The organism is Athalassotoga sp. (assembly GCF_049965695.1).
GTDB lineage: Bacteria > Thermotogota > Thermotogae > Mesoaciditogales > Mesoaciditogaceae > Athalassotoga.
Window position 1 is genome coordinate 112,005 of sequence record NZ_JBMFWB010000001.1, and the last position, 24,328, is coordinate 136,332.

Annotated in this window: 22 protein-coding genes; 7 read left to right on the top strand and 15 right to left on the bottom strand. The window is 40.4% G+C overall.

Annotation, left to right across the window (positions count from 1 at the left end; translation table 11 throughout):
- Nucleotides 1–8: 8 nt before the first annotated feature.
- The 12 genes from gcvT to murJ all read right to left on the bottom strand — a co-directional run bounded on the left by gcvT (nt 9) and on the right by murJ (nt 12,138).
- On the bottom strand, nt 9–1,109 hold the full coding sequence (gene gcvT, locus ACP5NR_RS00560; protein ID WP_428004961.1) for a glycine cleavage system aminomethyltransferase GcvT: 1,101 nt from the start codon (nt 1,107–1,109) through the stop codon (nt 9–11).
- A gap of 29 nt (nt 1,110–1,138) precedes the next feature.
- Nucleotides 1,139–1,834, bottom strand: coding sequence for a class II glutamine amidotransferase (locus ACP5NR_RS00565; protein WP_428004951.1), 696 nt, complete (start codon nt 1,832–1,834; stop codon nt 1,139–1,141).
- A gap of 3 nt (nt 1,835–1,837) precedes the next feature.
- Nucleotides 1,838–2,071: a putative signal transducing protein gene (locus tag ACP5NR_RS00570; protein WP_428004950.1), complete on the bottom strand. Its 234-nt coding sequence runs from the start codon at nt 2,069–2,071 to the stop codon at nt 1,838–1,840.
- 95 nt (nt 2,072–2,166) lie between these two features.
- Nucleotides 2,167–2,883: an ABC transporter ATP-binding protein gene (locus ACP5NR_RS00575; protein ID WP_428004949.1), complete on the bottom strand. Its 717-nt coding sequence runs from the start codon at nt 2,881–2,883 to the stop codon at nt 2,167–2,169.
- On the bottom strand, nt 2,876–3,718 hold the full coding sequence (locus tag ACP5NR_RS00580) for an ABC transporter ATP-binding protein (RefSeq protein ID WP_428005775.1): 843 nt from the start codon (nt 3,716–3,718) through the stop codon (nt 2,876–2,878). The genes ACP5NR_RS00575 and ACP5NR_RS00580 overlap by 8 nt, the downstream gene beginning before the upstream one ends.
- Nucleotides 3,711–4,772, bottom strand: coding sequence for a branched-chain amino acid ABC transporter permease (locus tag ACP5NR_RS00585; protein ID WP_428004947.1), 1,062 nt, complete (start codon nt 4,770–4,772; stop codon nt 3,711–3,713). Before ACP5NR_RS00585 ends, ACP5NR_RS00580 begins: the two co-directional genes overlap by 8 nt.
- A 4-nt stretch (nt 4,773–4,776) precedes the next feature.
- Nucleotides 4,777–5,679 (bottom strand): branched-chain amino acid ABC transporter permease, encoded by a 903-nt coding sequence (locus ACP5NR_RS00590; RefSeq protein WP_428005776.1) that lies wholly within the window; start codon nt 5,677–5,679, stop codon nt 4,777–4,779.
- A gap of 46 nt (nt 5,680–5,725) precedes the next feature.
- The gene (locus ACP5NR_RS00595) at nt 5,726–6,838 is read right to left on the bottom strand and encodes an ABC transporter substrate-binding protein (protein WP_428004945.1); all 1,113 of its coding nucleotides are present in this window, start codon (nt 6,836–6,838) and stop codon (nt 5,726–5,728) included.
- A gap of 252 nt (nt 6,839–7,090) precedes the next feature.
- Nucleotides 7,091–7,546 carry an ATP synthase subunit C gene (locus ACP5NR_RS00600; protein ID WP_428005777.1) on the bottom strand — a complete coding sequence of 152 codons (456 nt, stop codon included), beginning with the start codon at nt 7,544–7,546 and terminating at the stop codon, nt 7,091–7,093.
- 30 nt (nt 7,547–7,576) lie between these two features.
- Nucleotides 7,577–9,508, bottom strand: a complete 1,932-nt coding sequence (locus tag ACP5NR_RS00605; protein ID WP_428005778.1) for a V-type ATP synthase subunit I — start codon at nt 9,506–9,508, stop codon at nt 7,577–7,579.
- 9 nt (nt 9,509–9,517) lie between these two features.
- Entirely contained in the window at nt 9,518–10,588 is a 1,071-nt protein-coding gene (locus ACP5NR_RS00610; protein ID WP_428005779.1) for a V-type ATPase subunit, read from the bottom strand.
- A gap of 32 nt (nt 10,589–10,620) precedes the next feature.
- A complete protein-coding gene (murJ, locus tag ACP5NR_RS00615) occupies nt 10,621–12,138 on the bottom strand; it encodes a murein biosynthesis integral membrane protein MurJ (RefSeq protein WP_428005780.1) in 1,518 nt (505 codons plus the stop codon).
- Nucleotides 12,139–12,261: 123 nt separating this feature from the next.
- Between murJ and eno the strand changes: the two genes are divergently transcribed.
- Genes eno through ACP5NR_RS00650 form a run of 7 tightly spaced genes read left to right on the top strand, consistent with a single transcriptional unit; the run spans nt 12,262 to nt 20,485 of the window.
- Complete coding sequence (gene eno, locus ACP5NR_RS00620; RefSeq protein WP_428004940.1) at nt 12,262–13,548, top strand: phosphopyruvate hydratase; 1,287 nt, start codon at nt 12,262–12,264, stop codon at nt 13,546–13,548.
- Nucleotides 13,545–15,002, top strand: coding sequence for a UDP-N-acetylmuramoyl-L-alanyl-D-glutamate--2,6-diaminopimelate ligase (locus ACP5NR_RS00625; protein ID WP_428004939.1), 1,458 nt, complete (start codon nt 13,545–13,547; stop codon nt 15,000–15,002). The genes eno and ACP5NR_RS00625 overlap by 4 nt, the downstream gene beginning before the upstream one ends.
- Nucleotides 14,999–16,216, top strand: coding sequence for a UDP-N-acetylmuramoyl-tripeptide--D-alanyl-D-alanine ligase (locus tag ACP5NR_RS00630; RefSeq protein ID WP_428004938.1), 1,218 nt, complete (start codon nt 14,999–15,001; stop codon nt 16,214–16,216). Before ACP5NR_RS00625 ends, ACP5NR_RS00630 begins: the two co-directional genes overlap by 4 nt.
- Entirely contained in the window at nt 16,213–17,163 is a 951-nt protein-coding gene (mraY, locus tag ACP5NR_RS00635; protein ID WP_428004937.1) for a phospho-N-acetylmuramoyl-pentapeptide-transferase, read from the top strand. Before ACP5NR_RS00630 ends, mraY begins: the two co-directional genes overlap by 4 nt.
- Nucleotides 17,148–18,416 carry a UDP-N-acetylmuramoyl-L-alanine--D-glutamate ligase gene (murD, locus tag ACP5NR_RS00640; RefSeq protein ID WP_428004936.1) on the top strand — a complete coding sequence of 423 codons (1,269 nt, stop codon included), beginning with the start codon at nt 17,148–17,150 and terminating at the stop codon, nt 18,414–18,416. The genes mraY and murD overlap by 16 nt, the downstream gene beginning before the upstream one ends.
- Complete coding sequence (locus ACP5NR_RS00645) at nt 18,397–19,482, top strand: FtsW/RodA/SpoVE family cell cycle protein (RefSeq protein WP_428004935.1); 1,086 nt, start codon at nt 18,397–18,399, stop codon at nt 19,480–19,482. The genes murD and ACP5NR_RS00645 overlap by 20 nt, the downstream gene beginning before the upstream one ends.
- Nucleotides 19,460–20,485, top strand: coding sequence for a UDP-N-acetylglucosamine--N-acetylmuramyl-(pentapeptide) pyrophosphoryl-undecaprenol N-acetylglucosamine transferase (locus ACP5NR_RS00650; protein WP_428004934.1), 1,026 nt, complete (start codon nt 19,460–19,462; stop codon nt 20,483–20,485). Before ACP5NR_RS00645 ends, ACP5NR_RS00650 begins: the two co-directional genes overlap by 23 nt.
- A gap of 119 nt (nt 20,486–20,604) precedes the next feature.
- Here ACP5NR_RS00650 and ACP5NR_RS00655 read toward each other — a convergent pair whose 3' ends face one another.
- Genes ACP5NR_RS00655 through ACP5NR_RS00665 form a run of 3 tightly spaced genes read right to left on the bottom strand, consistent with a single transcriptional unit; the run spans nt 20,605 to nt 24,326 of the window.
- A complete protein-coding gene (locus ACP5NR_RS00655; RefSeq protein ID WP_428004933.1) occupies nt 20,605–21,816 on the bottom strand; it encodes an arginine deiminase in 1,212 nt (403 codons plus the stop codon).
- Nucleotides 21,817–21,824: 8 nt separating this feature from the next.
- Nucleotides 21,825–23,033, bottom strand: coding sequence for an adenosylhomocysteinase (locus ACP5NR_RS00660; protein WP_428004932.1), 1,209 nt, complete (start codon nt 23,031–23,033; stop codon nt 21,825–21,827).
- Between the two features lie 15 nt (nt 23,034–23,048).
- Nucleotides 23,049–24,326: a nitrate/sulfonate/bicarbonate ABC transporter ATP-binding protein gene (locus ACP5NR_RS00665; protein WP_428004931.1), complete on the bottom strand. Its 1,278-nt coding sequence runs from the start codon at nt 24,324–24,326 to the stop codon at nt 23,049–23,051.
- Nucleotides 24,327–24,328: the final 2 nt, after the last annotated feature.

Genomic DNA, 24,328 nt, shown 5'->3' on the forward strand with positions numbered 1-24,328 from the left:
CTCCTGAATTATTTAGATTTAACGCTTCCTCTGTAAAAAGGCGTTTTTATAACAGTTGCTTTTATTTTCTTACCATGAATATCCACGGACAAATTATTTCCCATTTTGGAATGATCGGCATCAACGTAACCAAGTGCAAGTGATCTGTTAAGAGTTGGTGATTTTGTTCCGCTTGTGATATGACCTACCTTTTGATCTTCCGAAAAGATCTCGTATCCGTGCCTTGCTATACCACCATCTATTTCAAGACCTCTTAATCTTTTGGTCACACCTTTTTCTTTTTGCCTTTCAAGTACTTCTTTCCCATTGAAAGAAGGCTTTGTGAAATCAACAGTCCAGCCAAGACCGGCCTCAAGTGGCGTTGTCGTATCATCTATGTCATTGCCGTAAAGCATGTAACATGCCTCAAACCTTAAGGTATCTCTTGCGCCGAGTCCACAAGGCTTTACATCGTTGTTTCCTATTTCGATCAATTTTCTCCACATCGCAATTGCGGCTGCCGGATCGAAATACAATTCAAAACCATCTTCTCCTGTGTATCCCGTTCTTGACACTATGCAGTTTATGCCGTTAATTTGCCCTGTCGTGAAATTATAAAAGGATATCTTCGAGAGATCGACTCCTGAAATTTTTTTCAAAATCTTTTCTGCCATCGGTCCTTGAAAAGCTATTTGGGCATAATTATTCGAAACATTTTCTATTTTCACTCGATAATGCCGCTTTTGAGATTTAATCCATTCGTAATCTTTGTCGGTGTTCGAAGCATTTACCACAAGAAGCACTTTTGTGTCTGAGAATTTGTAAGCGAGCAGATCATCGACTATCGTTGCATTTTCATAGCACATGGGGCTGTAACATATCTCTCCGTTTTTAAGTTTCGAAACGGAATTCGTTATGAGGTTATCGACAAATGGTACTGAATCAACATCTTCAACCAAGATTTCTCCCATGTGAGAGACATCAAAAATACCCGCTTTTTCTCTAACCGATTTGTGCTCTTCGATTATCGAGGTGTATTGAAGTGGCATTTCCCATCCACCAAATTCAACTAACTTGGCTCCCAATCTTTTGTGCTCAGACCATAGCGGTGTTTTCTTCAATTCCATGATCTTACCTCCTCACACTCTATATGAAAATTTCAAAACAGATTTCCAACTTCGAAGTCGACCGTAAATTCATTTTTTTTCGCCAAAAGGTACTCTCCGTTTTTAATGGCGATCCATCCACCACCAGAGGGCTCGGTTGAAATTGAAAGCGAATTTTTACACGCCTCGTAAAATAGCGTGTGATAATTATCATCGACCTTTTTGACATATCTCCATCCCATAAGCATTTCGTCGTTGACAATTATGGCATTCAAAGACGTGTATTTACCTTCTGAAATGTCTATCAAGGTTTTAACCGTTGTTCTTACCGATTCAAGTAGATCCTTATCTTTCAAGTTTTCAATGAACATTTTAGCGTAAAACTGCGTGTCTATTTCATCTTTCCTTTTCGATTTTGAAAGGTTGTAGATCGTTCCATTGTGGGCAAAAGACCATATTTTGCCTTTTTCATTATATACGAAAGGATGAGAAAACAAAACATTTGCTTTTCCAAAACTTGCTTTCCTTGCGTGCAAAAGCGCAGATTTAGCGATTTCATCGATCTTCCCATTTTCCCATATCGGCTTTGAACTTTTCTTTATTGAAAACTCTTCATCGTTGTAACACACGCCGCCCCACCCGTCACCATGCGGTGCATCTTTACCGTGAAGAGCCTGTGCCTTTAAAATTTCAAAGTAAGGTGTAACAGGTTTACCTTCTGTTGAGATAAAACCTACCATTCTGCACATCTTTTACTCCTTGTGCTTTTTAATTTCGTCAAGGAGAGATTCGGCTTCTTCCAATTCTTCGGCCTTAACAAGTAATTCTTTGGGACCACTTTCTCCGAATATCATGGATCCGCCATAAGGAACAGTTGAATCTCGAATCTTGGCTTCAATTCCATTTTCTTCAAGAAAGCCCCTCGTTATTTCAGCCGAAGTACCATTTTCAAATATATCCAGCACTGTCCACTCTGTTTTTTTCATGATGTCTTCCTTTCAAAAATATACACGCTAAAGAAATGATACCACAAAAATAAAGAGGCCGAACACAGCCTCCTAAAAATGGACGGTGGAAAAAATCAGTTTATGCCTAAGTAAGCATGCCTTACGCCGGCATTTACAAGCAAATCTTTCCCATTTCCTTCAAGAACTATTTTACCCGTTTCAAGCACATAGGCGTAATCGGCATTTGCAAGGGCCATCGATGCATTCTGTTCAACAAGCAAAATTGTTTTACCTTCTGTTTTTATTTTGTTTATGACGTCAAAAACCATTTTGACAAGTAAAGGTGCAAGGCCGAGAGATGGCTCATCCATCAGAAGTATTTCTGGATTACCCATCAAAGCCCTCCCTATGGCTAACATCTGTTGTTCACCACCCGAAAGGGTACCTCCGGCTTGCTTTAATCTCTCTTTTATCCTTGGAAATAACCCAAGCACGAGATCAAAGTCACGCTTTATTCCATCGACGTCTTTTCTTCCAAACGATCCTATCATGAGATTTTCTTGAACCGTAAGATTCGGAAAGATTCTTCTGCCTTCTGGAACGAGTACTATGCCATTCTTAACGATTTCATCTGTCCTCGTTTTTGTTATATCTTTTCCTTTGTAAGAAATTTTTCCCTTTTTGGAAGTCACGACATTCATTATCGCGTTCAAAGTCGAACTTTTTCCGGCACCGTTAGCGCCTATAAGCGTTACCAATTTTCCCCTTTCAACGCTCAAATCTATTCCTTTTATGGCATTTATTGCTCCGTAATGGACTTTTAGACTTTCTACTTTGAGAATTTCATACATATACCTCATCTCCAAGATAGGCTTCTATGACTTTTTTGTCATTTTGGACTGTTTCCGGATTTCCATGAGATATGAGTTTACCGTAATCAAGCACGTATATCCTTTCGCATATGTTCATGACGAATTTCATATCATGTTCTATAAGTAAAATTGTCAGAGAAAAGTCTTTCATGATTCTTCTTATTGATTCAAGCAATTCCTGACTTTCTTGCGGATTCATGCCCGCGGCTGGTTCATCGAGGATCAGTAAAGTTGGATTTGTGGCTAAAGCACGTGCAATTTCAAGTTTCCTTTGCTGTCCGTACGGCAATGCGGAGGCCTTAAAGTCTGCATATTTTTGAAGTTCCATTTTTTCAAGCAAATTAAAGGCTTTTTCTTTCATTACTTTTTCAACTTTGACGTAATCGGGGGTTTTAAGAATTGCGCTGAAAAGCCAGGGTCTCCATAGCGATTTGGGATATTTTTTAGGATCATGCGCGTGAAGAAAATTGAGTGCCTTTCTATTCGTGAAATACGAGTGCTGTCCAACCATGGTGTTTTCAAGAACGGTCATATCCGAGAAAAGCCTTATGTTCTGAAAAGTTCTTGCAATTCCTATCTGATTTATCAATTGTGGTTTAAGTCCTGTTATATCTATGCCTTTGAAAACAATTTTGCCGGATGTAGGTTTGTATATCCCTGTTATCATGTTAAAGATAGTCGTTTTACCGGCACCATTTGGCCCGATAAGACCAACGAGTTCACCTTTGTTTATGTACATTGAGAAATTATCGACTGCGGTAAGACCTCCGAATTTTATGGTTATTTTATCCATATCCAAAATATTTTCAGCCATTTTCATCACCAACTCTTTTTTTGAAGAAAGCGTATATGTTTTGCCAACTTAACTCCGATTTTCCCATCAACCCTCTTCTCCAGAAAATCATTACAACTATGAAGATAACCGAAAGCAAAAGCATGCTCATTCCCGGCACTCCGGGTATTGTCAATCCGAAAAAGTTCACGTTTGATTCGAACATCCTAAGCCATTGCGAGACAAAAGCAAAAAATATCGCCCCGATTATCGCTCCAGATATGCTGCCCAATCCACCAATGACGATCATTATGAGCACGTAAAAGGTAAGCATCACACCAAGACTTGTAGGCCTTGGATCAAGGGTCGTTATCCAGTGGGCGTAAAGCGAACCGGAAATACCCGCAAAAAATCCGCTTACGACAAAAGCCATCATTTGATGCCAGAACACATCTATTCCCATGACCTTAGCCGCCACAGGGTCTTCGGATATCGCCCTAAGTGCTCTTCCGTAACTGCTGAATTTCAAACTTCCCACGACGATAACCGTCACAAGCAACCATCCCCATGCCCACCATACAGTTGTGTATGAATTTATGCCCTTAAGACCGAGTGTGCCATTTGTCAGTCCGTAAAAATTTTGTATGAGAATTCTTATTATCTCGGCAAAAGCCAAAGTTGCTATTGCAAAATAATCGCCCGTTAACCTGAGCGATGGATATCCTATCAAAAAGGCAAAAAAGGCTGCAACAAGTCCGCCTATGATCGTTGCGGGCAGAAAGCCTATCTGTATGCTGTTCAGAGGCCATATCAGAGGTTGAATGAAAAATGACATCTGTTTTTGTCCGATTGAAAGTGTTAAAAGTGCGGATGTGTAAGCGCCTATGGCTATAAATCCTGCCTGGCCAAGTGAAAAGATGCCGGTTACCCCGTTGACAAGGGTGTAACTCACGGCCATAATACCGTAGATGGCTATCAACGTTATGATCCTTGACCAGTAATCTCCAAAAATATTCGCATTTGCAAGAAAGAAATAAACACCTACCAAAAAAACAATTGTCAGTATCACGTTAACTTTAAAAGATAATTTTTTCATGTCATCAAACCTTCTGTTCTGAATATATTTTGAATATGCCCGTTGGTCTGAACATCAAAATTATCACAAGTGTGACGTAAGCAAAAACATCTCTGTATCCTGCCAGACTGGGAAAGAAGCCGACAAGCATGATCTCCAAAAATCCAAGCAAAAAACCTCCCACAATTGCCCCTTGAATAGATCCTATTCCTCCGATAACCGCCGCTATAAATGCTTTCAAACCTGGCGTAAAGCCCATGTAAGGTTGGACTTGCGGATATTTCATTGCCCACAGAATACCCGCAACCGCGGCAAAAGATGATCCAACTATGAAAGTTATGCTTATAACGTTGTTCACATTTGCACCCATAAGACTTGTTGCGGGTATATCAACGGATATGGCCCGCATTGCAAGCCCCGTCTTTGTTTTGTAAAGCAACCACCATAAAAGCAGAAAAAGCAAAGCCGTAACGATAATCGTTATGAACGTAAGCACCGGAATTCTCGTTTTTCCCATCATGATAACATCGGAAAATACTTTCGGGTAAACGTTGAATGATTTAGGAATGCCACCAAAGACAACGACTGCAAAACTTTCAAGAAAGAAAGACATTCCTATTGCCGTTATCAAAGATGAAATTCTCGGAGCACTTCTTAACGGCCTGTACGCTATCTTCTCTATCGAGTAACCGAGCAAACCCGTTATGAATATGGCAAACAAGAAACCTAACCACCAAGGTAAAAGTAAAAGTGTAATTGCGTAAAAGGCAAAATACGTTCCCATCATGAAAATATCGCCATGAGCGAAGTTTATAAGTCTCAATATGCCATAAACCATTGTGTACCCCACCGCTATCAAAGCGTAAAGGCCTCCCAGTGCGAGACTGTTAAAAAAATTTTGAATCAATGCATTCAAACTTGCATCCAAAGTTAATCACCCCATTGAATTCAAAAAGAGGGGAGTGTTTCCCCTCTTATGGATTTATAGTTGTAACGTATGTGAACTGACCGTTCACAACTTCATTTATAACGGCAGACTTAACCGCGTTACCGTCATCGCCTATTGTTATATAGCCGGTGGCGCCTTCAAAATTCTTCGTACTTCTTATAGCCGCGTTTATTTTGGCCGGATCCGTTGAACCTGCTCGTTCTATGGCATTTAACATGACAAGGTACGTGTCAAATCCAAGGGCTGCAAGGGCAGATGGAGAGGTGTGGTAAAGGGCCTCATATTTTGCAACGAATTCCTGTCCCATTTTCGTTGCAGGGTGATCCGCATTGAAGTGAGAGGTGTAGTAAAGTCCATTAACAGCACTTCCTCCTATTTTAATAAGTTCTGGTGCTTCAGCACCATCACCGGCCAAAAATGGTCCCGTGTATCCAAGTTGTCTCGCCTGCTTTGCCATAAGGGCAATTTCAGGGTAATAACCAGAGACGTATATAACGTCGGGATTATGGCTGAGGGCATCTGTAAGTTGGGCACTGAAATCCTGATCTCCTGACTGGTAATATTCTTTGTAAACTGTACCTCCACCAGCGGTGAAATCTTTTACGAAGAAATTCGAAAGTCCTACACTGTAATCCTGGGCAACATCTGTGAAAACGGCAGCCGTTTTAGCCTTCAAATTGTTGAGCGCAAAGATGGCAGCAACATGTCCCTGGAAAGGATCGATGAAACACACCCTTGAAACGAAATTTTTCCCCTGAGTCACAAGCGGATTTGTGGAAGCCGGCGAAAGTAATGGTATCCCTGCTTTTTCTGCCACAGCACCGCCCGCCAAAGTGTTTGAACTTGCAACTTCTCCTAAAATACCCACAACGCCGTTAAGATTTATGAGCCTACTCACGACATTCGCCGCTTCGGTTTTGTCCGATCTGTTATCCGCAAGAATCAGTTCAACTTTCATTCCAAGCACGGTTGGAAACATTTGATTTGCGATCTCTATCCCCTGATAGACCATCTGCCCAAAAGATGCTATGCCACCGGTCATCGGCAAAGCGACACCGATCTTCACAGTTCCTTCAGAGAAAGACAAAACGGAAAAAAACATCAGACCAACCAGCAACACAAAAAATATTTTTTTCATCCGACTACCTCCCTTATGGTAATATTTTGTATCAATTTTATACCGTAAGGGTCATTTTGTCAATCTTTTATGTTAATTCTTATTTTAAAATTAACTTTAAAGAAATATAAGTAAGACCTTCAAAAGGATGGGATTTCTGATCAAGTGCAGAATACATGACTTTGTCCATTAATTGAAAAGGCGGCATATAGCCGCCTTAATGTGACATGCTCCCCCCACTTATAAAAGTGAGAGAATCCTTTCTTAAAAAGGTTAAATTCTACCAAGAATCATTATGGATATTATCAAACCGTATATGGCAACTCCTTCGGCAAGGCCAACGTATATCAACGTTCTTCCCAACATTTCGGGTTTTTCGCTTATAGCGCCTATACCTGCGGCTCCGGCGATACCGACACCTATACCCGCACCTATGGACGCAAGACCGGTGGATAAACCTGCACCAAGTAAACCTAAACCTACACCGTTACTTACAGTTGTTGAAGTCGCTGCCGCGGTCGTAGCAGCCAGTGCATGACCGTCTGGAATCATGGAAAGTAAGGCTATGAGACCAAAGGTTATCACCGAACCTATGTTCATTCCAAGAATCCCTTTTCCCACCTTAACTGGAGACGAAATTTTTTTCATAACCTTTTTGCTCGTCAAGATTATTCCCAACACGATCGTTGTTGCTATAACGACAGTCATCAATGCAACAGATACTGACATCAAGATGTCCTCCTTTCAAAATATAAAACTTCAAACTCTTTTTTCCTCTCTAAAAGAAAATGGATGGAACTCTCTTCCGCCTGCCTCGAAAAATTTCGTGAAAAATTCGTAATACGTCAACCTTAAACTCTGGATGAAGACCACAAGTCCTTCGAGTCCCACGAGTATCAATTGACCCATTAGAAAAATTATTATTGCCCAGACATCCCCACCCTTTGCGGGTAAGACCATAAGCGTCATTATCCAAAACGCTTCGAACAACGCTTCATGCGTTAAAGCAAAGGCAGCCAACCTGACGTACGATATGGCATTGCTCAAAAAAGATATCAACGTATCGAACATGCCAAAGCCGGTTTCAACCCAAAAGCCTTCACCAAATTTGATCTTTTCTCCGGACACGATCTGTCCAAGCGGCCTTTTAAGCAACATTGCAACAAGACTTACTATTATGAGTATAACGACTAAAGTCATGTAAGGTACCTTTCCTTCAAACATGTAAAAGGATACTGCCATAACTGCAGGCCAGTAAAAGACAAGTCCTGCTATGCCTTCCGGAGAAAAGAGCGCTTTCTCCCAGTTTCTTTGTCTGAATCCGTTTATTATGTTTAAGATCATTCCAAAACTTATCATGCCGATTCCAAAATATATACCGACTATCATCAATTGGTTTATCTGGATTATAGGCCTTAGCCATATGGCAGGCATCCATTCAAAGCCAAAGATTGATCCGTACATGAAACCAAAAAAGATAGATGCGGATGCGGCACTCATCATAACGGTGCCAAATTGCTTTGAACCTCTTTTGTACATGAGATACCCAAACAAGAAAAGAATTGCGCCGTGGCCTATATCTCCAAGCATGAATCCGAACATGAAGGTGAAAAAGGCCGCGACAAAAGGAGTGGGATCTATTTCACCGTAAGATGGCGTCCCAAACATTTTCGTCACAAATTCAAATCCTTTTAGCCATCCTCCTCTGTTTTCAACCTTAACCGGAACTTCTATCCGTTTTGTTTTCATGATCTTTTCGGCCGATTCATTTATCATAAGTACTTCTTCATCGATCTTTTGATCGAATTTTTTTACCTCTTTTGATGGCATCCAGCCGTTCAAAAGGTAAAGATTGCCGGTAGAAGTCGAAAATGATTGAAGATCGTATATTCTCTTGTGAGAAATGATAAGCGGATAATATTTATCGACGAATGCTTTGTTGGAATACAACACTTTCTTTATCGCAAGATTGCTTTCGTTAACCGAAATTTTTGTCACTTCTATAAGTGCTTCCATTCTCGCCTTTACCTCTTTTGGCGTTCCCGTGTAATCAACTGGCAAAACATCTTCTTCAAAATATGCGGATTGCAAAATCTGCCTTGCCTCTTCTTCAAAGTCAGGAGGGGTAAAAACGAATATCCATGAATTGTCTCGATCTCTGCTTACCTCAAGAATGAGGATAGGGTCTTTAAGCGAAGACTCTATAAGATTTTCGTAGTTTCTTATCGGTACCCTTCCAAAAATCAATTTTATCCTGTTTATCTCTGCCAAATTTCCAAGATCGATGTTAAGATTTACAAGTACATTCACATGAAAGAGCACATTTTGATAATCAGAAAGTTTCTTTGCCTGATCGTTTTTTCTGCTGAAGAAAGTCTTTATGCCTTCATTCATGAGTTTGAATTTCTTTTGAAGGTCGTTTATATGCAAAGGTTCATCAAGATTTATCTCGTTTTGATCGAATGGAGGAACGTATTCGGTCATCTTAAGAAAATTCGTCATCTCGCTGTAAAGTTCACGGTAAGGATTATCGATCTGTATTTTTAAAAGGTCAGAAGTAATCGTTTCATCCATGATTTCTTTCATATCATGAGGTTCAAAAGATTCTGACGATATGAGATCGAGGTCATTTTTTTCTATTTTTTCACGTGGAGCAACAAAAGTTACATTTTCCATTTTAGCAACTGCCATACCAACACCTCAAAATTCGTTTATTAACCTCTCTTTTATTTCTTCGGCTTTAAGTTCATACCTTACACCTTCTGTTATCGTAGACAGATCCATTATTTCATATTCTTTAAGTAAAAAATAATGAAAATAAACGGCGATTGAAAAATTACCGAGTTTTGTTATTGATTCTCTCGCTTTACGTTGAAGAAATCTTCTCTCGGCAAGAGTTATCCTATCGATGAAATTGTCCTCATTCATATCTTTGTATATCTCTGAGTAAGGACCTGCTTTCAGTACGTCAAGCACCTCTTTTATTCCTTTGGCATCACACATGGCATGCAAATCATCGGGTTTGAGTCTGAAATGAAAAGACAACAATAAATTGTAAAGTTCTTCAGGTTTAAGATCGTAAAAAGCCTTTGCACGTGCTATTCTTTCTATATCTATCATATCCGCTCTTTCGCCTGTCAGTTCTTTAACGATGACCTGATCTTTCGTGCCTAAATTCTTCGATGCGCTAATTATCTTTGAAAAAAGCCAACCATCGATGGCATTTTCAAGCACGGCTATAAGGTTAACAGCGGTACTTTTTTTGTAACTCGAAAAGACATTTCTCACAACTTCCTGATATGGAGTTCCTGCAAGATTATCCAGCACTTCATCCTGATTTTTTGAGTTTGAAATTTTAACCGGATCTATCGTCGCTCTTTCTCCGAGATTGAAAAAGATCTTCTTTGATTCTTCTTTTAAATCTTTTTTATTTATCATATTTCTCAAAGCGAGTTTTAGGTTTTCTATTTCATACCTGTAAAAAAGCAAGTGCATGAAATCTTTGTCAAAGGTCACGAAAAAAGTGAAAATTTTCTTCATATCTTTAAGCAGATCCTCTTGAAGTAAATTTTCAAGATCTCTTCTGTGAACTTCATCGGGATTAAGATTTCCCATGGTATCTGAATACATCTTCGTACTTTGAATGTAACTCACAACATCCCGTACTGTCTTTTGGCCTATCAAATTTTTGTAATCTTCAGGTGTCAAAAGTTCTCCGCATAACGCGTAAAGTTTTGCCGATACACCTGCATATTTAACAAAACCTATCATATTAACCTCCAAAAAATCACATAAACATTATATCACTTATTTTTTGATGTTTCAAGGCTGCGAAATTTTGAGATGATCATTTTCATTTCATTCCTTCCGAAAAAGAAAAGCATGACAAGAAATATTGCGATCTCGAGGATATATTTCGGAAGAGATGACATTTTAGAAAGCGGAATCAGAAAAACAATCACGTAAATAAAGGATGTTAAGATGGGCAAAATGGTTTTTATGGAGAAAAAACTGCCCATTTTGAATTCAAAATCAAGATCATACAAAATCAAAAATAACAAAAGAAATGAAACGATGCTCGAAGAAGCCGCTATTCCAGCCTGTTTGAATGGCATCATCAATATCCAGTCCAAGTACGCGTTTACGAAAAGCATGGGAATACTTATCAAAGTAAGACGTACGGTCTTTTTTTGCGCTATGTAAATGTTACCAAGTATGCCCGTCAATGGAACGGTTATTATCATCGTCGAGTAGGCGATAAGGGCGGCCGATGTCATTGCCGTCGATTCGGCCGTGAAAGAACCTCTCTGGTATATTATCCTGACTATTATATCTGAGGCAACTATCGTGAATGCCGTTATGGGAGCAAGGATCTTTACAAGTGATTCCACCATCATGCGCGTTTTTTTCAAAATTGCTTTTTTGTCAAATATGGCAGCACTCTCGGAAATACTCGTCAAAGAAGATGTCACAATTCCCGCCGCCATGATGCCGTTTATCATCCCCACAATCGTGAAAGAATAGTTCAGCGCAGAGACACTTCCAACGGCAAGACCAGACGCAAATGCCCTGTCTACAACGCCATTTATCGTAGCAACGGCAGATGATAAAAAAAGAGGGGCGGCAAAATAAAAGGTCTTTCTCGTAAGATTTTTTGAAAATTTTCCAAAGGGAAAATTACCCCATATCTTTCTACCGTAAAGGTAAGCCACAAATCCTATCGCGCCGGTTCCAAATTCCAAAGAAAGTGCGTAAGCGCCTTCTTTCATGAATGGCGCAAAAATAAGCAAAGCGGGAATTAAAAATAAATTCGTTGAGAATTGCGCTATCGAGTATTGAAAAAACATCCGTTCAGCCCTTAAAAAAGCGCCAAACAGGTTGGACCATCCGTTTAACAAAGGCAGAAGCGAATAAATTCTGAGATAATTTTCCGCAAGACCAAGTTGATCGCCGCTAAAGCCGGGGGCGAAAATTTTCATGTAAACACCGGGGAAAACAGCAAGCGTGATCCCAAACAGTATCAAAAAAAGAGATGTGAAAGTTAAAAGCCCTTTCGCGTAAGACTCGGCCACGGCGAAGCCGTGTTTTTTCTCTTCGATGTAAATCGGTATCGCTATTGACGCAAAAGCACCGGCGATTATGCCGGCAACGATATCGGTTGGCCCAAGCGCTATTATAACCGCATCGTATCCGCTGCTCGTGCCGAATAACATGCCGGCAAGCAACTGCCTTACAAAGCCAAGCAATTTAGAGGCCGCAACGAAAACAGTTATCCAAAACGTACCTGAGATTATATCTTGAGATGTCATTTGCCTATTCATCTTTTTATCCTTGATTATTCAATATTTACAAAAACATGTTTATTGTACCATACATTCTGAATACTCATGTGATATAATTCTTTTGGAAGGTTTTATATAATACTTCAATAGGAGGTCAGAAAGATGCACACCGATATAATTGATGTAAGGGCTATGGAAGTCCTTGACTCGAGAGGAAATCCAACGGTTGAAGTTGATGTTTTGCTTGAAGATGGAAACACCGGCACGGCAATGGTCCCATCCGGAGCATCAACCGGAAAACACGAAGCGCTTGAATTGAGAGATGGCGCAAAAAGATACGATGGCAAAGGTGTTGAAAAGGCAGTTGAAAACGTCAACGAAAAAATCGCACCAAGAGTTGTCGGACTTAACGTTTTCGATCAGGCTTACGTTGATAAAACCATGATCGATCTTGATGGCACACCAAACAAATCAGTGCTTGGAGCCAACGCAATTTTAGGTGTTTCGATGGCAGTTGCACGTGCCGCCGCAAACGCGCTTTACATGGATCTCTACGAATATTTGGGAGGGCCAAACGCAAAGACTCTGCCGGTACCGATGATGAACGTCATCAACGGTGGTAAACATGCCGATAGTGGCCTTGACATACAGGAATTTTTGATAGTTCCGGCCGGCGCTCCGAATTTCAAAGAGGCCTTAAGATACGGTGCAGAAACCTTTCAGGCTTTGAAATCAATTCTCAAGTCCATGAAGATGGTAACTTCTGTTGGTGATGAAGGCGGTTTTGCCCCGCAACTTGGTTCTAACGAAGAAGCGATAGAAGTTATCGTTAAAGCCATAGAAAAGGCCGGTTACAAACCCGGAAAGGATATCTACGTCGCGATAGACTCGGCTCCTGATTCGTTTTGGGATGATACAAAGAAAAAATACCATTTTGGCGGGAAGGACATAACGACAGATGAACTTCTCGAATTTTACAAAAAAATTGTGGATAAATATCCGATGATCTCTTTGGAAGATCCATTCTACGAGGAAGATTGGGATGGCTTCACAAAAGTCACAAAAGAATTGGGACATAAAAATCAAATAATAGGAGACGATCTTTACGTTACCAACATATCAAGATTGAAGATCGGCATAGAGAAAAAAGCCTCCAATTCCATATTGATAAAGTTGAACCAAATAGGAACGGTTACTGAAACATTGGACACAATAGAATACGCAAAAACACATGGCTTCACGTGTGTCGTTTCTCACAGATCCGGAGAGACCGAAGATACCTTCATAGCGGATCTTGCCGTTGCAGCAAATACAGGACTCATAAAGACAGGTTCACTTTCGCGAAGCGAAAGAATAGCCAAATACAACAGATTGCTCAAGATAGAATCCAAACTGGGATCTGTCGCCGTTTACAGGGGACTTAATGCTTTTTATTCGGTAAAAAGATGAGATTTTCCGAAATTGTCGGATTACTTTCAAAATATGATCTCGTTAAAACTCACAACCTGTCCGACGATCCTGAGATAAAAGATATTTCAGAGGATTCAAGAAAAACCAAAATCAACGATCTCTTCATTTGCGTGAAGGGATCGCGTTTTGATTCTCACACGGTTGCAAATTCAACGAACGCAAGTGCGTTGATATGCCAATATGAAATCAAAACGGATAAACCTTACGTGATCGTAAAAGACATACGACTTGCAATTTCCATTACGGCGTACAATTTTTATGGCCCATTTGATAATCTTCGCTTCTTTGCCGTCACCGGTACGAAGGGAAAGACAAGCGCGGCAACGCTTTTTAAAGAGATAACCAACGCGAATGCAGACAAATGTGCCCTCATGACAACAGTTGTGAATTCAACCCCGAATTTTTTTGAATTATCGGATCACACCACGCAATCTCCTTTGTATTTCGCACAACTTCTCAAAAGATCCATCGATGAAGGGGCAAAATTCGCTTCTCTTGAGGCATCTTCTCAAGGCCTTGACATGAAAAGGCTTGATGGCCTTTCTTTTGATAGAATCGCATTTCTAAATCTTACAAGAGATCATTTCGACACACATATGAATTTCGAGAATTATTTCGAAGCAAAAGCGCATCTTTTAGACCTTGTAAAGTCCGATGGAATTGTTTTTGTGAACTCAGATGCCGGAAAATGGTCAAAACTTTACGCACAACGTGGCATAGACAAAGGCTTAAAGGTTGTGACTTACGGTACCAGCGGGGACATAAAATTGAAAGTGACAAAAGCAGATGACAATGGTACTCAATTCAGACTTAAAATAGACGGAGAAGATTTTGATTTTTCAAGTACGGTCATAGGTGATTTTATGGCCTACGATATGACCGCATCCGTTCTCGCCGCGGTTTCTTTCGGAATTGGCATTGAAGTCATACAAAAAGCCGTTAACAACTTTGCCGGAGTTGAAGGAAGACTTGAAAGACATCATTCGGATGGTTATGATTTTTACATAGATTACGCACATACTCCTGCAGCACTCGAAGCAGTTTTGAAATTCGTGCGAAAGTTAACGCAAGGACGCGTCATCGTCGTCTTTGGAGCAGGCGGAGATGCTGACAGAGGTAAACGTCCTTTGATGGGATCAATGGTACAGAAATATTCCGATCTCATGTTCTTGACAAATGACAATCCCAAATCAGAGGATCCGCTTAAAATCATAGATGAGGTTATGAATGGTATTTCGGATCGGAGCAAACTTCACGTTGTACCCGACAGAAAACAGGCAATTGAAATGGCTTTGAAAACATGGAAGGCAGGAGACAAAGTTGTGATAGCCGGTAAAGGCCATGAAAGGGTTCAAATTTTCAACGGCTACGAAGTGCCTTTCAAAGACAGAGACGTTGCCTTTGAGATATTGAAAGGAATGGGTCGTATTTGAAGCTTTCCGAATTAGCCTTTATTGCAAGAGGAAAACTTGTCGGGAAAGATGAAGAAATTGCTGGTTTCAAAAGTGATTCGAGAGAATGCCTGTCTGGCGATCTTTTTTTTGCGCTTAAAGGAGAAAAGTCAGACGGTCATTATTTTTTAAAGGACGTTTATTCTAAGGGATCATTCGCTGTCGTCGACAGAGAAATTGATTTTTCTCCTTACGTGATCGTTGATGACGTAAGAAAGCGGATGTTAAGCCTCGCACTTTCAAAAATAGAAAAATCCGTCAAAATTGCCATAACAGGATCGAACGGCAAAACAACGACAAAAGAAATTCTCTCTGCTTTGCTCTCAGATCATGGAAAAGTTTTAAAAACCGAAGGAAACATGAATACCGATGTGGGAATATCGCTATCCATCTTAAACGGAATTTCAGATCCCGATTTTTCCGTTATAGAAATGGGTGCGCAAAAACCCGGAGATATTGAAAATTTAGCTTCGATTTTTAAACCGGATCTCTCCGTTATAACACTTGTCGGAAGTGCACATTCGGCTTTCATAGATGTGCCCAAAGAGAAGTCATCGATAGCCAATTACACAAAAAACACCGTCATCTATGACGGAGATGTCAGGCTGAATCTTCGAGATAAAGGTCTTATTTACACCGAATTTGTCAAATTGAAAGGATACAAAGATCTTAAGACTCTGGTAGAATTAGATGGCAAAATTTTCTTCATGAACGAAATATGGGGATCAGGACAGATAAAAGATTTGAATATGGCTTTAAGCGTGCTTGAATATTTAGGAATCAACTTTAATTCATTCGATATAGAAAAAATTCAGATGCCATCAGGCAGGATGAATTTTGAACGGATTGGCAAATACTTCCTTGTTGATGACACTTACAACGCAAGTCCTGAATCTTTTCTGAATGCCGTAACGACATGCGCAAAATTCGGAAATACGATATGGATTCTTGCGCCGATGAAGGAATTGAATATGGACGGAGTTAAAGAGCAACTCATGAATTTTTTTTTGCGTTTAAAACCGAAGATGGTTTTCACCGTTGAAAACGATGATTTTTACCCTTTTGGGATTCCTTACGATTTGGATAAGTTTTTAAATATTTTAAATTCAAATGATGTTATACTTGTGAAAGGTTCGAGATTTTACAAGATGGAAAGAATCGTCAAAGAGATAAAGGAGGAATTGAAGAAACTTTGAATTATTTTCTTGAGTTTTCTCTTGCCTTTATTTTAACTGTTTCGATGCTTTTTCCCTTTTTAACTTTCATGAGAAAAATCAAAGTTGGGCAACATATAAGACCTGAAGGTCCGAATATGCACAACTACAAAGAAGGAACGCCAACTATGGCGGGCGCTATTTTCATTCCTATGGCCGTGATCGCGACTTTGATTTTCGACCGATCTTATCCGATGCTTATCCTTGCGATCTCGACGATGGGCTTTTGGGCTGTCGGCCTTGCAGATGGACTTATCCAGACTCTACTTCACAGAGCCAAAGGACTTACAGGCCTTCAGAAACTTTCCTTCCAGATTTTGATAGCCTTGATAGCCTACATCTTCATTCAGAGGATCAATCCTCATCTTTACACTTTTATTCCTTTCACCGGAATCGAATGGAATCTTGGATACCTTTATCCGGTTTTAAGCATCATCTTCGTGGCGGGCATGTCTAACGCTTCAAACCTTACAGACGGGCTTGATGGACTGGCGGGTGGAACTTATCTCATCTCTTCGATAGGCTTGCTTGTCTTTTCGATCATAAAAGGTCTGCCGTTGACTATGACGCTGGCGCTAATGGGAGGAGTACTCGCATTTCTCTTTTACAACGTCAAACCTGCAAAAATCTTCATGGGAGATATCGGTTCTCTTGCACTCGGAGGATACGTCGGCATCGTTGGAATGCTTTACGGCTACGAATTATGGATGATACTTTTATTTCCTATTTTCGTGATAGAGGCATTAAGCGTCACCATGCAGGTAACGAGTTTTAAACTCTTCAAAAAGAGGATTTTTAAAATGAGTCCAATTCATCATCATTTTGAACTTTCCGGATACTCCGAATTACAAGTTACAATCGGTTTTTGGATATCTCAGGCCATATTCACCTTTATCATGGTAGGAGGTATATTATGGATTTTGCGCTGATCGGCTTTGGAGTGAGCAACAGATCGGTTTTAAGGTTTATCATCGAGAAAAAACTCGGAAATGTCTTCATCTCGGAAAAAAATGCCCTTTCAGACAGCGATAAGAAATTTTTCATTGAAAACGGTGTTGAATTTGAAGAATATGGAAACACGAAAAAAGTACTTGATGCAAAACTCATAATCTACAGTCCTTCCGTCAGACCGGACGATCCGATCGTAAAAGATGCCGTAGATGAAGGTCGTGCAATTGGAGAGATTGAGTTTGCTTGGAGGTACGTGCTGGATGGATCAAGAATTGTCGCGATCACAGGTTCCAACGGTAAGACAACGACGGTCTCTCTCATCGATCACATCTTGAAAACGGCACATATCGATCATTTCACCGGAGGAAATATAGGAACGGCGGCAAGCGATAGAAGAAATGAAAATATCTCTATCCTTGAAATAAGCAGTTTTCAACTTATGGGAACTAAAAATTTTCTTCCCGATATCGGGGCGGTTTTGAACATATCACCGAATCACCTTGACTGGCATTTGAATTTAAAAGAATATGTGGATGCGAAGATGAAACTTTCAGGATCGAAAAACTTTATTTACAACTCGGACAGCAATCTTATCCCCAAAGTTCACGGAATTAAAGTTTCGAAATCGAACGGTGATGTACTTGTCGATGAAAAAGGTTTTAAGATTGGACAAACTTACTTTTCGATTGAAGGATCGAAATTATTCGGCATTCATAACATTTACAACGCCGCATTTGCCGCTTTTACATCAAAACTTTTGGGTATTCCCGATGAAAAAATAATTGAAGGTTTAAAAACTTTCTCTCCGCTTGAGCATCGTCAGGAAATTTTTGCCGTCTTAGATGGCATAACCTACGTTAACGATTCCAAATCAACGACATCCGAATCGACGCTAAAAGCGCTTGATGATTTCAAAGGATCGATAGTCATAATTTGCGGAAGACCGAAAGAGAAAGATTATTCAACCTTAGCAGACGGATTGAGAAAAAAGTCAAAAGCAGTTATAATCATGGGGGAGATAGCGCCCTTTATAGAACCTTTGATCCAGGATGTTAAATATTCAAAGGTTACATCCATGAAAGAGGCAGTTTTTGCGGCGCAAAAAGAGGCAAAGATCGGAGATGTGGTGCTTTTGAGTCCGGCAGCAACATCTTTTGACATGTTTAAAGATTATCAGGATCGTGGAAAAACTTTTAAAAGGATAGTTTTAGATGGAAATATCAACGCGTAGAATTCTCATTTTACTTTCGATAATAGCCGCGATGGGCCTTGTAACTTTGTACAGCGCAAGTTACATAATGACTTACAGGTATCCTTATCCGCCACCCAACTATTATCTCGTACACCAGGTAGTTTCTCTGATCATAGGTGCCATACTTATGATCATACTTAGCGTTTTTGATTACAAAAAACATGAGTCTTACACCGGCGTTTATTACATCTTGGTGATAGTTGCCTTGATTGCCGTGTTTTTTTCGAGCGGCATAGTGGGATCGCACAGATGGATATCCATAGGTTCTTATTCGGTGCAAAGTTCCGAATTTGCCAAGATATTCATCTTGATATACCTTGCATCATACGTTAGTCGTAAAAACGGTGATATATCCACTTTCAAGGCCGGAATTTTCGATCCTCTTGTGAGACTTCTGCCGGTTTACCTGCTCGTTTTTCTTGAGCCTGATCTGGGAACGACCATTTTGCTTTTGATTTTGACTTTGATCGTGCTTTACATTGCCGGCGCCAAATTGCTTCACGTACTCTCAATTGTTGGACTTGGATTGCTTGCCTTTTTTGGAGCTTACGCGGCGGGCCTTTTGCACTCCTATCAGGCAGAAAGACTGACGTCCTTTTTCACTTACCTCGTCACGGGCAGTTCAAATTATCAGGCAAACATGGCGATGTCGGCCATAAACAGCGGCGGAGTCTTTGGCAGCGGACCGGGCGGAGCAGTTTACAAATTTTTCCTGCCTGTTCAATTCAGTGATTTCATATTTGCGGTTTTTGGAGAAGAATTCGGTTTAATAGGAATAATTTTGATCCTTTTACTGTATTACATGTTGATAAGAGAAATAGTTCATATAGCGTTAAAAGTCGACGATATCTTTGCCAAAGTTTACGTGACGGGTTTTGCATTTTTAATAGGTATTCAAATACTTTTCAACGCGGGAGTTTCTCTGGGTATTCTTCCCGTTACAGGTGTCACATTGCCGTTTTTCAGTTACGGCGGAAGTTCTATAATAGCACTTCTTGCCGGCCTTGGAGTTGTCATAAACATTGCCTACACGAACAGAGATTAGAGGCATTTTTGCCGCGGGAGTTACAGGAGGGCATATATACCCCGCATTGGCTGTGGCTGACGAAATTTCAAAGATCGTTGATTTAAAAGCACTTTTTATCGGCACAGGTCGAGGCGCAGAACCAAAGATATTTAAGAATTTCAAGTACGATTACGTTGTCATTCACGCAGTCGGAAGTGACGCTTCGAAATTAAAATACATCTACAAAAATGCCATTGCCTCCATCCGAATTTCAAAATTGCTGGATAAATTCAGACCTGATTTTGTCTTCACGACCGGTGGATACATAGGAGGTATAACAGGATATGCCGCCCACAAGAAAGGCATTCCGGTCTTTTTGCATGAATCGAATGTAGAACCTGGAATTTCAACGAAAAAATTGTCATCTTATTCGAAAATTTCATTTTGTGCTTTCGAAAAAACGGCCAAAATACTTCAAAATGGCCTTTACGTTGGAATGCCCGTCAGAGAAGGATTTGATCTTGAAAAAGATGAAGCATTCACTCAAAAATTTCCAATGAAGAAAATTCTTGCATTCGGAGGTAGCGAAGGATCTTCCGTTATAGACAAGATCGTGGATGTAATTTCGACTAAAATGGAAAATGTTATATTTTTTCACATAGGCCGTAAAATTGATAAGCCAAACGTCGTGAATTACGATTATTACGATGATATTCCATACCTCATGAGAAATTGCGATCTCGTGATCTCCCGTGCCGGTGCGAGTACGATAGGAGAGATAATACAAAGCGCAAAACCAGCCTTGCTTGTGCCATGGAAAGGATCGCTTAATGCCCATCAGGAGGCAAACGCAAAGTACCTTGCCGACCTTAAAAGTGCTTTCGTCATAGACGAAGACAAGATCGATTTTGATGAAATAGTCAAGATCATATCGACGATCTTTGACCCGTCTTTTTACGTTCAGGCATCCGAAGCCTTAAAAAAAATCAGGCCTTCCCAAAAGCCATCGATGATCATAGCAAAAGAGATAACGGGCAAGTAGCATATGGAAAACAGCATATAGCATATAGCCTATGGAAAGACAAAACAGTAAAGCGTGATCAGTGAACAGAAAAGCAGACTGGCGACGGAGGGCATGATGCCGAGAGGTGACCTGGCGAATTAAAAATCTTCTCTCACGATTGGCATGGTCATGCACCTTGGCCCGCCGCGACCTCTGGATAACTCACTTGAAGGTATCTCTATGACTTCAACCCCTGATTTCCTTATCAGAGCATTCGTGACGTAATTTCTCGAATACGTTATCACCGTTCCCGGACATATCGCAAGCACATTCGATCCGTCGCTCCATTGCTCTCTATCCTGGGCAATTAAATCATCACCGCCGCATTTCACGAGTTCAACGGCGTCAAGTTTAAGATAATTTTTCAACACATTTTGAATTTTCCCTTGCTCTTGATCTATCTTCAACTTTCCCTTTTCGTTTTTTATTGAAAAAATTTCAAGATCATCCGCTAATTTTGCGTGAATGACGAATTTATCGTAATCCATCATCGTAAAAATCGTATCAAGATGCATAAACGCACGCATAGGAGGTATAACAAAGGTCAAAATGGTTTCAAAACTCTCCTTTGAAGAAAAGATCCTTCTTGCGAACAATTCAACGGCTTCAGGCTCTGTCCTTTGAGAGATCCCAACGGCGATCACTTTAGGACTTAAAACGAGTATATCTCCTCCTTCTATGAAAAAGGGATCGCTTAGACTGTAATATCTGGGAATTTCCTCATCTTTGAAGAGTGAATGATATCTGTAAACGTAATCCATAAGCAATGTTTCGCGTCTTCTTATGCCCGTGGACATTCTGTTTACGGATATACCCCTTCCCACCGTAGCAACCGGATCTCTTTGAAAGTAGAGGTTAACCATCGGCCTCATGAAAAACGGAAATTCTTTTCTTATCCGCATCGAAAGAGAAGTGTTTTGAAGATCTATCTCATTCGATCTTACGCCACAGGTTATCTTTTCAAAAAGTGCTCTGGCATCAAGTTTAAGCAAAAAATCTTTTAAATTTTGGTTGAGATCCGGGCTGTTGATGTTGTTGAAAATCAGCATATCTTTGATGAATTGTGCTTTTACATCCTCATCTTTTAGCACTTCTGATATCAGATCTTCAACGTATAAAACCTGAACTTCTTTGCTTTTCAGGACAGACGCCATCACGTCATGCTCGCTTTGAGCAACTGGAAGATAAGGTATATCATCAAACAAAAGGTCTTCAAGTGAAGATGGGGTTAAATTTTCAAGTTCTTTTCCTGGCCTGTGAAGAAGTACTGTCTTCAGTTTTCCGATTTCACTGTAAACGTGTAGTTTCAAATCAACACCTATATGCTTTGAAGATATCTTTTTTGTTCATCCGTTAAAGTGTCTATTTTAATCCCAAGCAGATCGAGTTTCGTTTTGGCTATCTCAAGATCTATCTCTTGTGGCACTCCGTAGACCTTTTTCTCCATATTTTTGTGTTCTTTCGCTATTCTTAAAGCACTTAACAGTTGAACAGAGAAAGAGAGATCCATTATCTCTACGGGATGTCCATCACCAGCGGCAAGATTGACAAGACGACCATCGGCTATAAGATAAAGACGCTTTCCATCAACATCGTATTCGGTTATGTTTGGGCGGACTTCACGCTTCGATTTGGATATTCGATCCAAATCCTTTACGGATACTTCAACATCAAAATGACCCGCATTCGAAAGAATGGCACCATCTTTCATCTCTTTGAAATGTTCTTCCCTTATCACATTTGTATCACCGGTCACGGTCACAAAGATGTCCCCTATTTTTGAAGCGTCTTTCATTTGCATGACTTCAAAACCATCCATCAAAGATTCAAGCGCCTTTACAGGATCGACTTCGGTGATTATCACCCTTGCACCGAGACCTTTTGCCCTCATGGCCACTCCTTTGCCGCACCAGCCATATCCCGCAACGACAACATGCTTTTCCGATACGTTCATGTTTGTGTTTCTCATTATCGAATCCCAGACAGATTGACCCGTTCCGTATCTGTTGTCAAAAAGGTACTTCGTTTGAGCATCGTTGACGGCTATCGCCGGCACCATGAGTTTTCCCGCTCTCTCGAGTGCTCTTAACCTTTTGACGCCGGTCGTTGTTTCTTCGCATACACCCCACAGGTGATCGAGTACCTCTTTTCTTTCTTCGTGAACGGTAACAGTAAGGTCGGCTCCGTCATCAACTATTATGTTGGGTTTAAAATCGAGGGTCGCTTCAAGATTTCTTTTGTACACATCGACACTTCTCGTTTTTTCGGCGTTAACGGTAAGTCCTCTGTGTCTGAGTTCAGTTACTATTTCGTCTTGAGTGCTCAAAGGATTCGATCCCGTTACGAACACATCCGCTCCGAGTTTGGCAAGAGAAAGGGCCAAATATCCAGTTTTGGCTTCAAGGTGAATTGATACCGCTACCCTTAATCCTTTGAGCGGCTCTGCCTTTTTATATCTTTCAACCAAAGAATTCATGACGTTCATTCTCTGTGCAACCCAGTCTAATTTTGCACTTCCAAGATCCACTTAAAATTCCCCCTTTCAAACATTTTCAGATATCAAAGATATCTCTTCATCTCTCGAATCGTAATCTATAAGTTCCGCGTACATCGAAAGATTTATGACGGTTTCAAAAAGTTCTTCCGAATTTTCATTTGGGAATTTTTCTCCCAAGAATTCCTCGCACTCTTCCCTTGTTATTGTACCACCTTCGCTGTTCACTATCATATCGAAAATGGCCTTTATAAGTGGTATTTTTAAAATTTGATCCTTGAAAATTAACTTTCTTTCGTTTACATCGGCGTCGAGAAATTTCTTCCCTAATTTCGTGAAAATCACATCATGGCTCGGAGTTTCAACAAAACCAAGCATTTCGGCGGCCAGCGCTATCGATATGGTGGTACCGAAATCTCTCTTTATCTCATCGGCAAGATCGAAAAGATCAAGTTCACCTTTGTTGTCATCGAGTACCTCAAGCAGTCCTATTATCTCGCTGACGCTGGCATGCGGAATAGGAGCCAATTTTTCTTTCTCTTCTATTTTAGGAAGATCCGGCATTATGTTTGCCGTCAAAACGTTGTATATGGTATCAACGGTTTTAAGGAAAAGAGAAGATTTTTGATCTCTCGGAAACGGAAGCGAATTGTGATATATTGCTTTGATACTTCCCGGGTTGGACGTAAGTATGACTATGTCATCGGCCATGTAAACGGCTTCATTTATGTTGTGTGTTACTATTATTATGTTTGAAAGACCTGCATTGCCTTTTGACCATATATCTAAAATTTCCTCTCTGAGGTTTTCAGCGGTCAGAGCATCAAGCGCGCTGAATGGTTCATCCATGCATAGCACTTCCGGTTTAGAAACAAGTGCTCTGGCAAAGCCTACGCGCTGTTTCATTCCACCTGAAATCTCACGCGGATAAACGTCTTCAAACCCTTCAAGTCCTATCATATCTATGACATGGGCGATCAATTTCTGTCTTTCCGCAGGATCGATATCTTCCTTTATTCCAAGTGCTATATTTTCGCTTACGGTCTTCCACGGAAAAAGCGCAAAGTTTTGAAAAACCATTGCCATCTTGTCGTTAACCGTGGTCTGCAATTTCCCTTTGTAATAAACTTCGCCGGAAGATGGCTTCAAAAGGCCCGTTATGACACGCAAAAGCGTGGATTTGCCGGCACCGGACGGCCCTAAAATGGCAACGACTTTTCCCGAATCAACACTGAGATTTATCGACTCAAGACCGACGTAATAATTTCCGCCGCTCATTTTGAATTTGACAGAAACATTTTTTAACTCAACTATAGGTGTATTCATTC

Bases quoted from the DNA above. Each gene is read 5' to 3' on its own strand.
- eno (WP_428004940.1), top strand. From the start codon at position 12,262: ATGCACACCGATATAATTGATGTAAGGGCTATGGAAGTCCTTGACTCG.
- ACP5NR_RS00605 (WP_428005778.1), bottom strand. From the start codon at position 9,508: ATGGCAGTTGCTAAAATGGAAAATGTAACTTTTGTTGCTCCACGTGAA.
- ACP5NR_RS00570 (WP_428004950.1), bottom strand. From the start codon at position 2,071: ATGAAAAAAACAGAGTGGACAGTGCTGGATATATTTGAAAATGGTACT.
- ACP5NR_RS00575 (WP_428004949.1), bottom strand. From the start codon at position 2,883: ATGTATGAAATTCTCAAAGTAGAAAGTCTAAAAGTCCATTACGGAGCA.
- murD (WP_428004936.1), top strand. From the start codon at position 17,148: ATGGATTTTGCGCTGATCGGCTTTGGAGTGAGCAACAGATCGGTTTTA.
- ACP5NR_RS00625 (WP_428004939.1), top strand. From the start codon at position 13,545: ATGAGATTTTCCGAAATTGTCGGATTACTTTCAAAATATGATCTCGTT.
- ACP5NR_RS00665 (WP_428004931.1), bottom strand. From the start codon at position 24,326: ATGAATACACCTATAGTTGAGTTAAAAAATGTTTCTGTCAAATTCAAA.
- ACP5NR_RS00565 (WP_428004951.1), bottom strand. From the start codon at position 1,834: ATGTGCAGAATGGTAGGTTTTATCTCAACAGAAGGTAAACCTGTTACA.
- ACP5NR_RS00610 (WP_428005779.1), bottom strand. From the start codon at position 10,588: ATGATAGGTTTTGTTAAATATGCAGGTGTATCGGCAAAACTTTACGCG.
- murJ (WP_428005780.1), bottom strand. From the start codon at position 12,138: ATGAATAGGCAAATGACATCTCAAGATATAATCTCAGGTACGTTTTGG.
- ACP5NR_RS00600 (WP_428005777.1), bottom strand. From the start codon at position 7,546: ATGTCAGTATCTGTTGCATTGATGACTGTCGTTATAGCAACAACGATC.
- ACP5NR_RS00580 (WP_428005775.1), bottom strand. From the start codon at position 3,718: ATGGCTGAAAATATTTTGGATATGGATAAAATAACCATAAAATTCGGA.
- ACP5NR_RS00645 (WP_428004935.1), top strand. From the start codon at position 18,397: ATGGAAATATCAACGCGTAGAATTCTCATTTTACTTTCGATAATAGCC.
- ACP5NR_RS00595 (WP_428004945.1), bottom strand. From the start codon at position 6,838: ATGAAAAAAATATTTTTTGTGTTGCTGGTTGGTCTGATGTTTTTTTCC.
- ACP5NR_RS00585 (WP_428004947.1), bottom strand. From the start codon at position 4,772: ATGAAAAAATTATCTTTTAAAGTTAACGTGATACTGACAATTGTTTTT.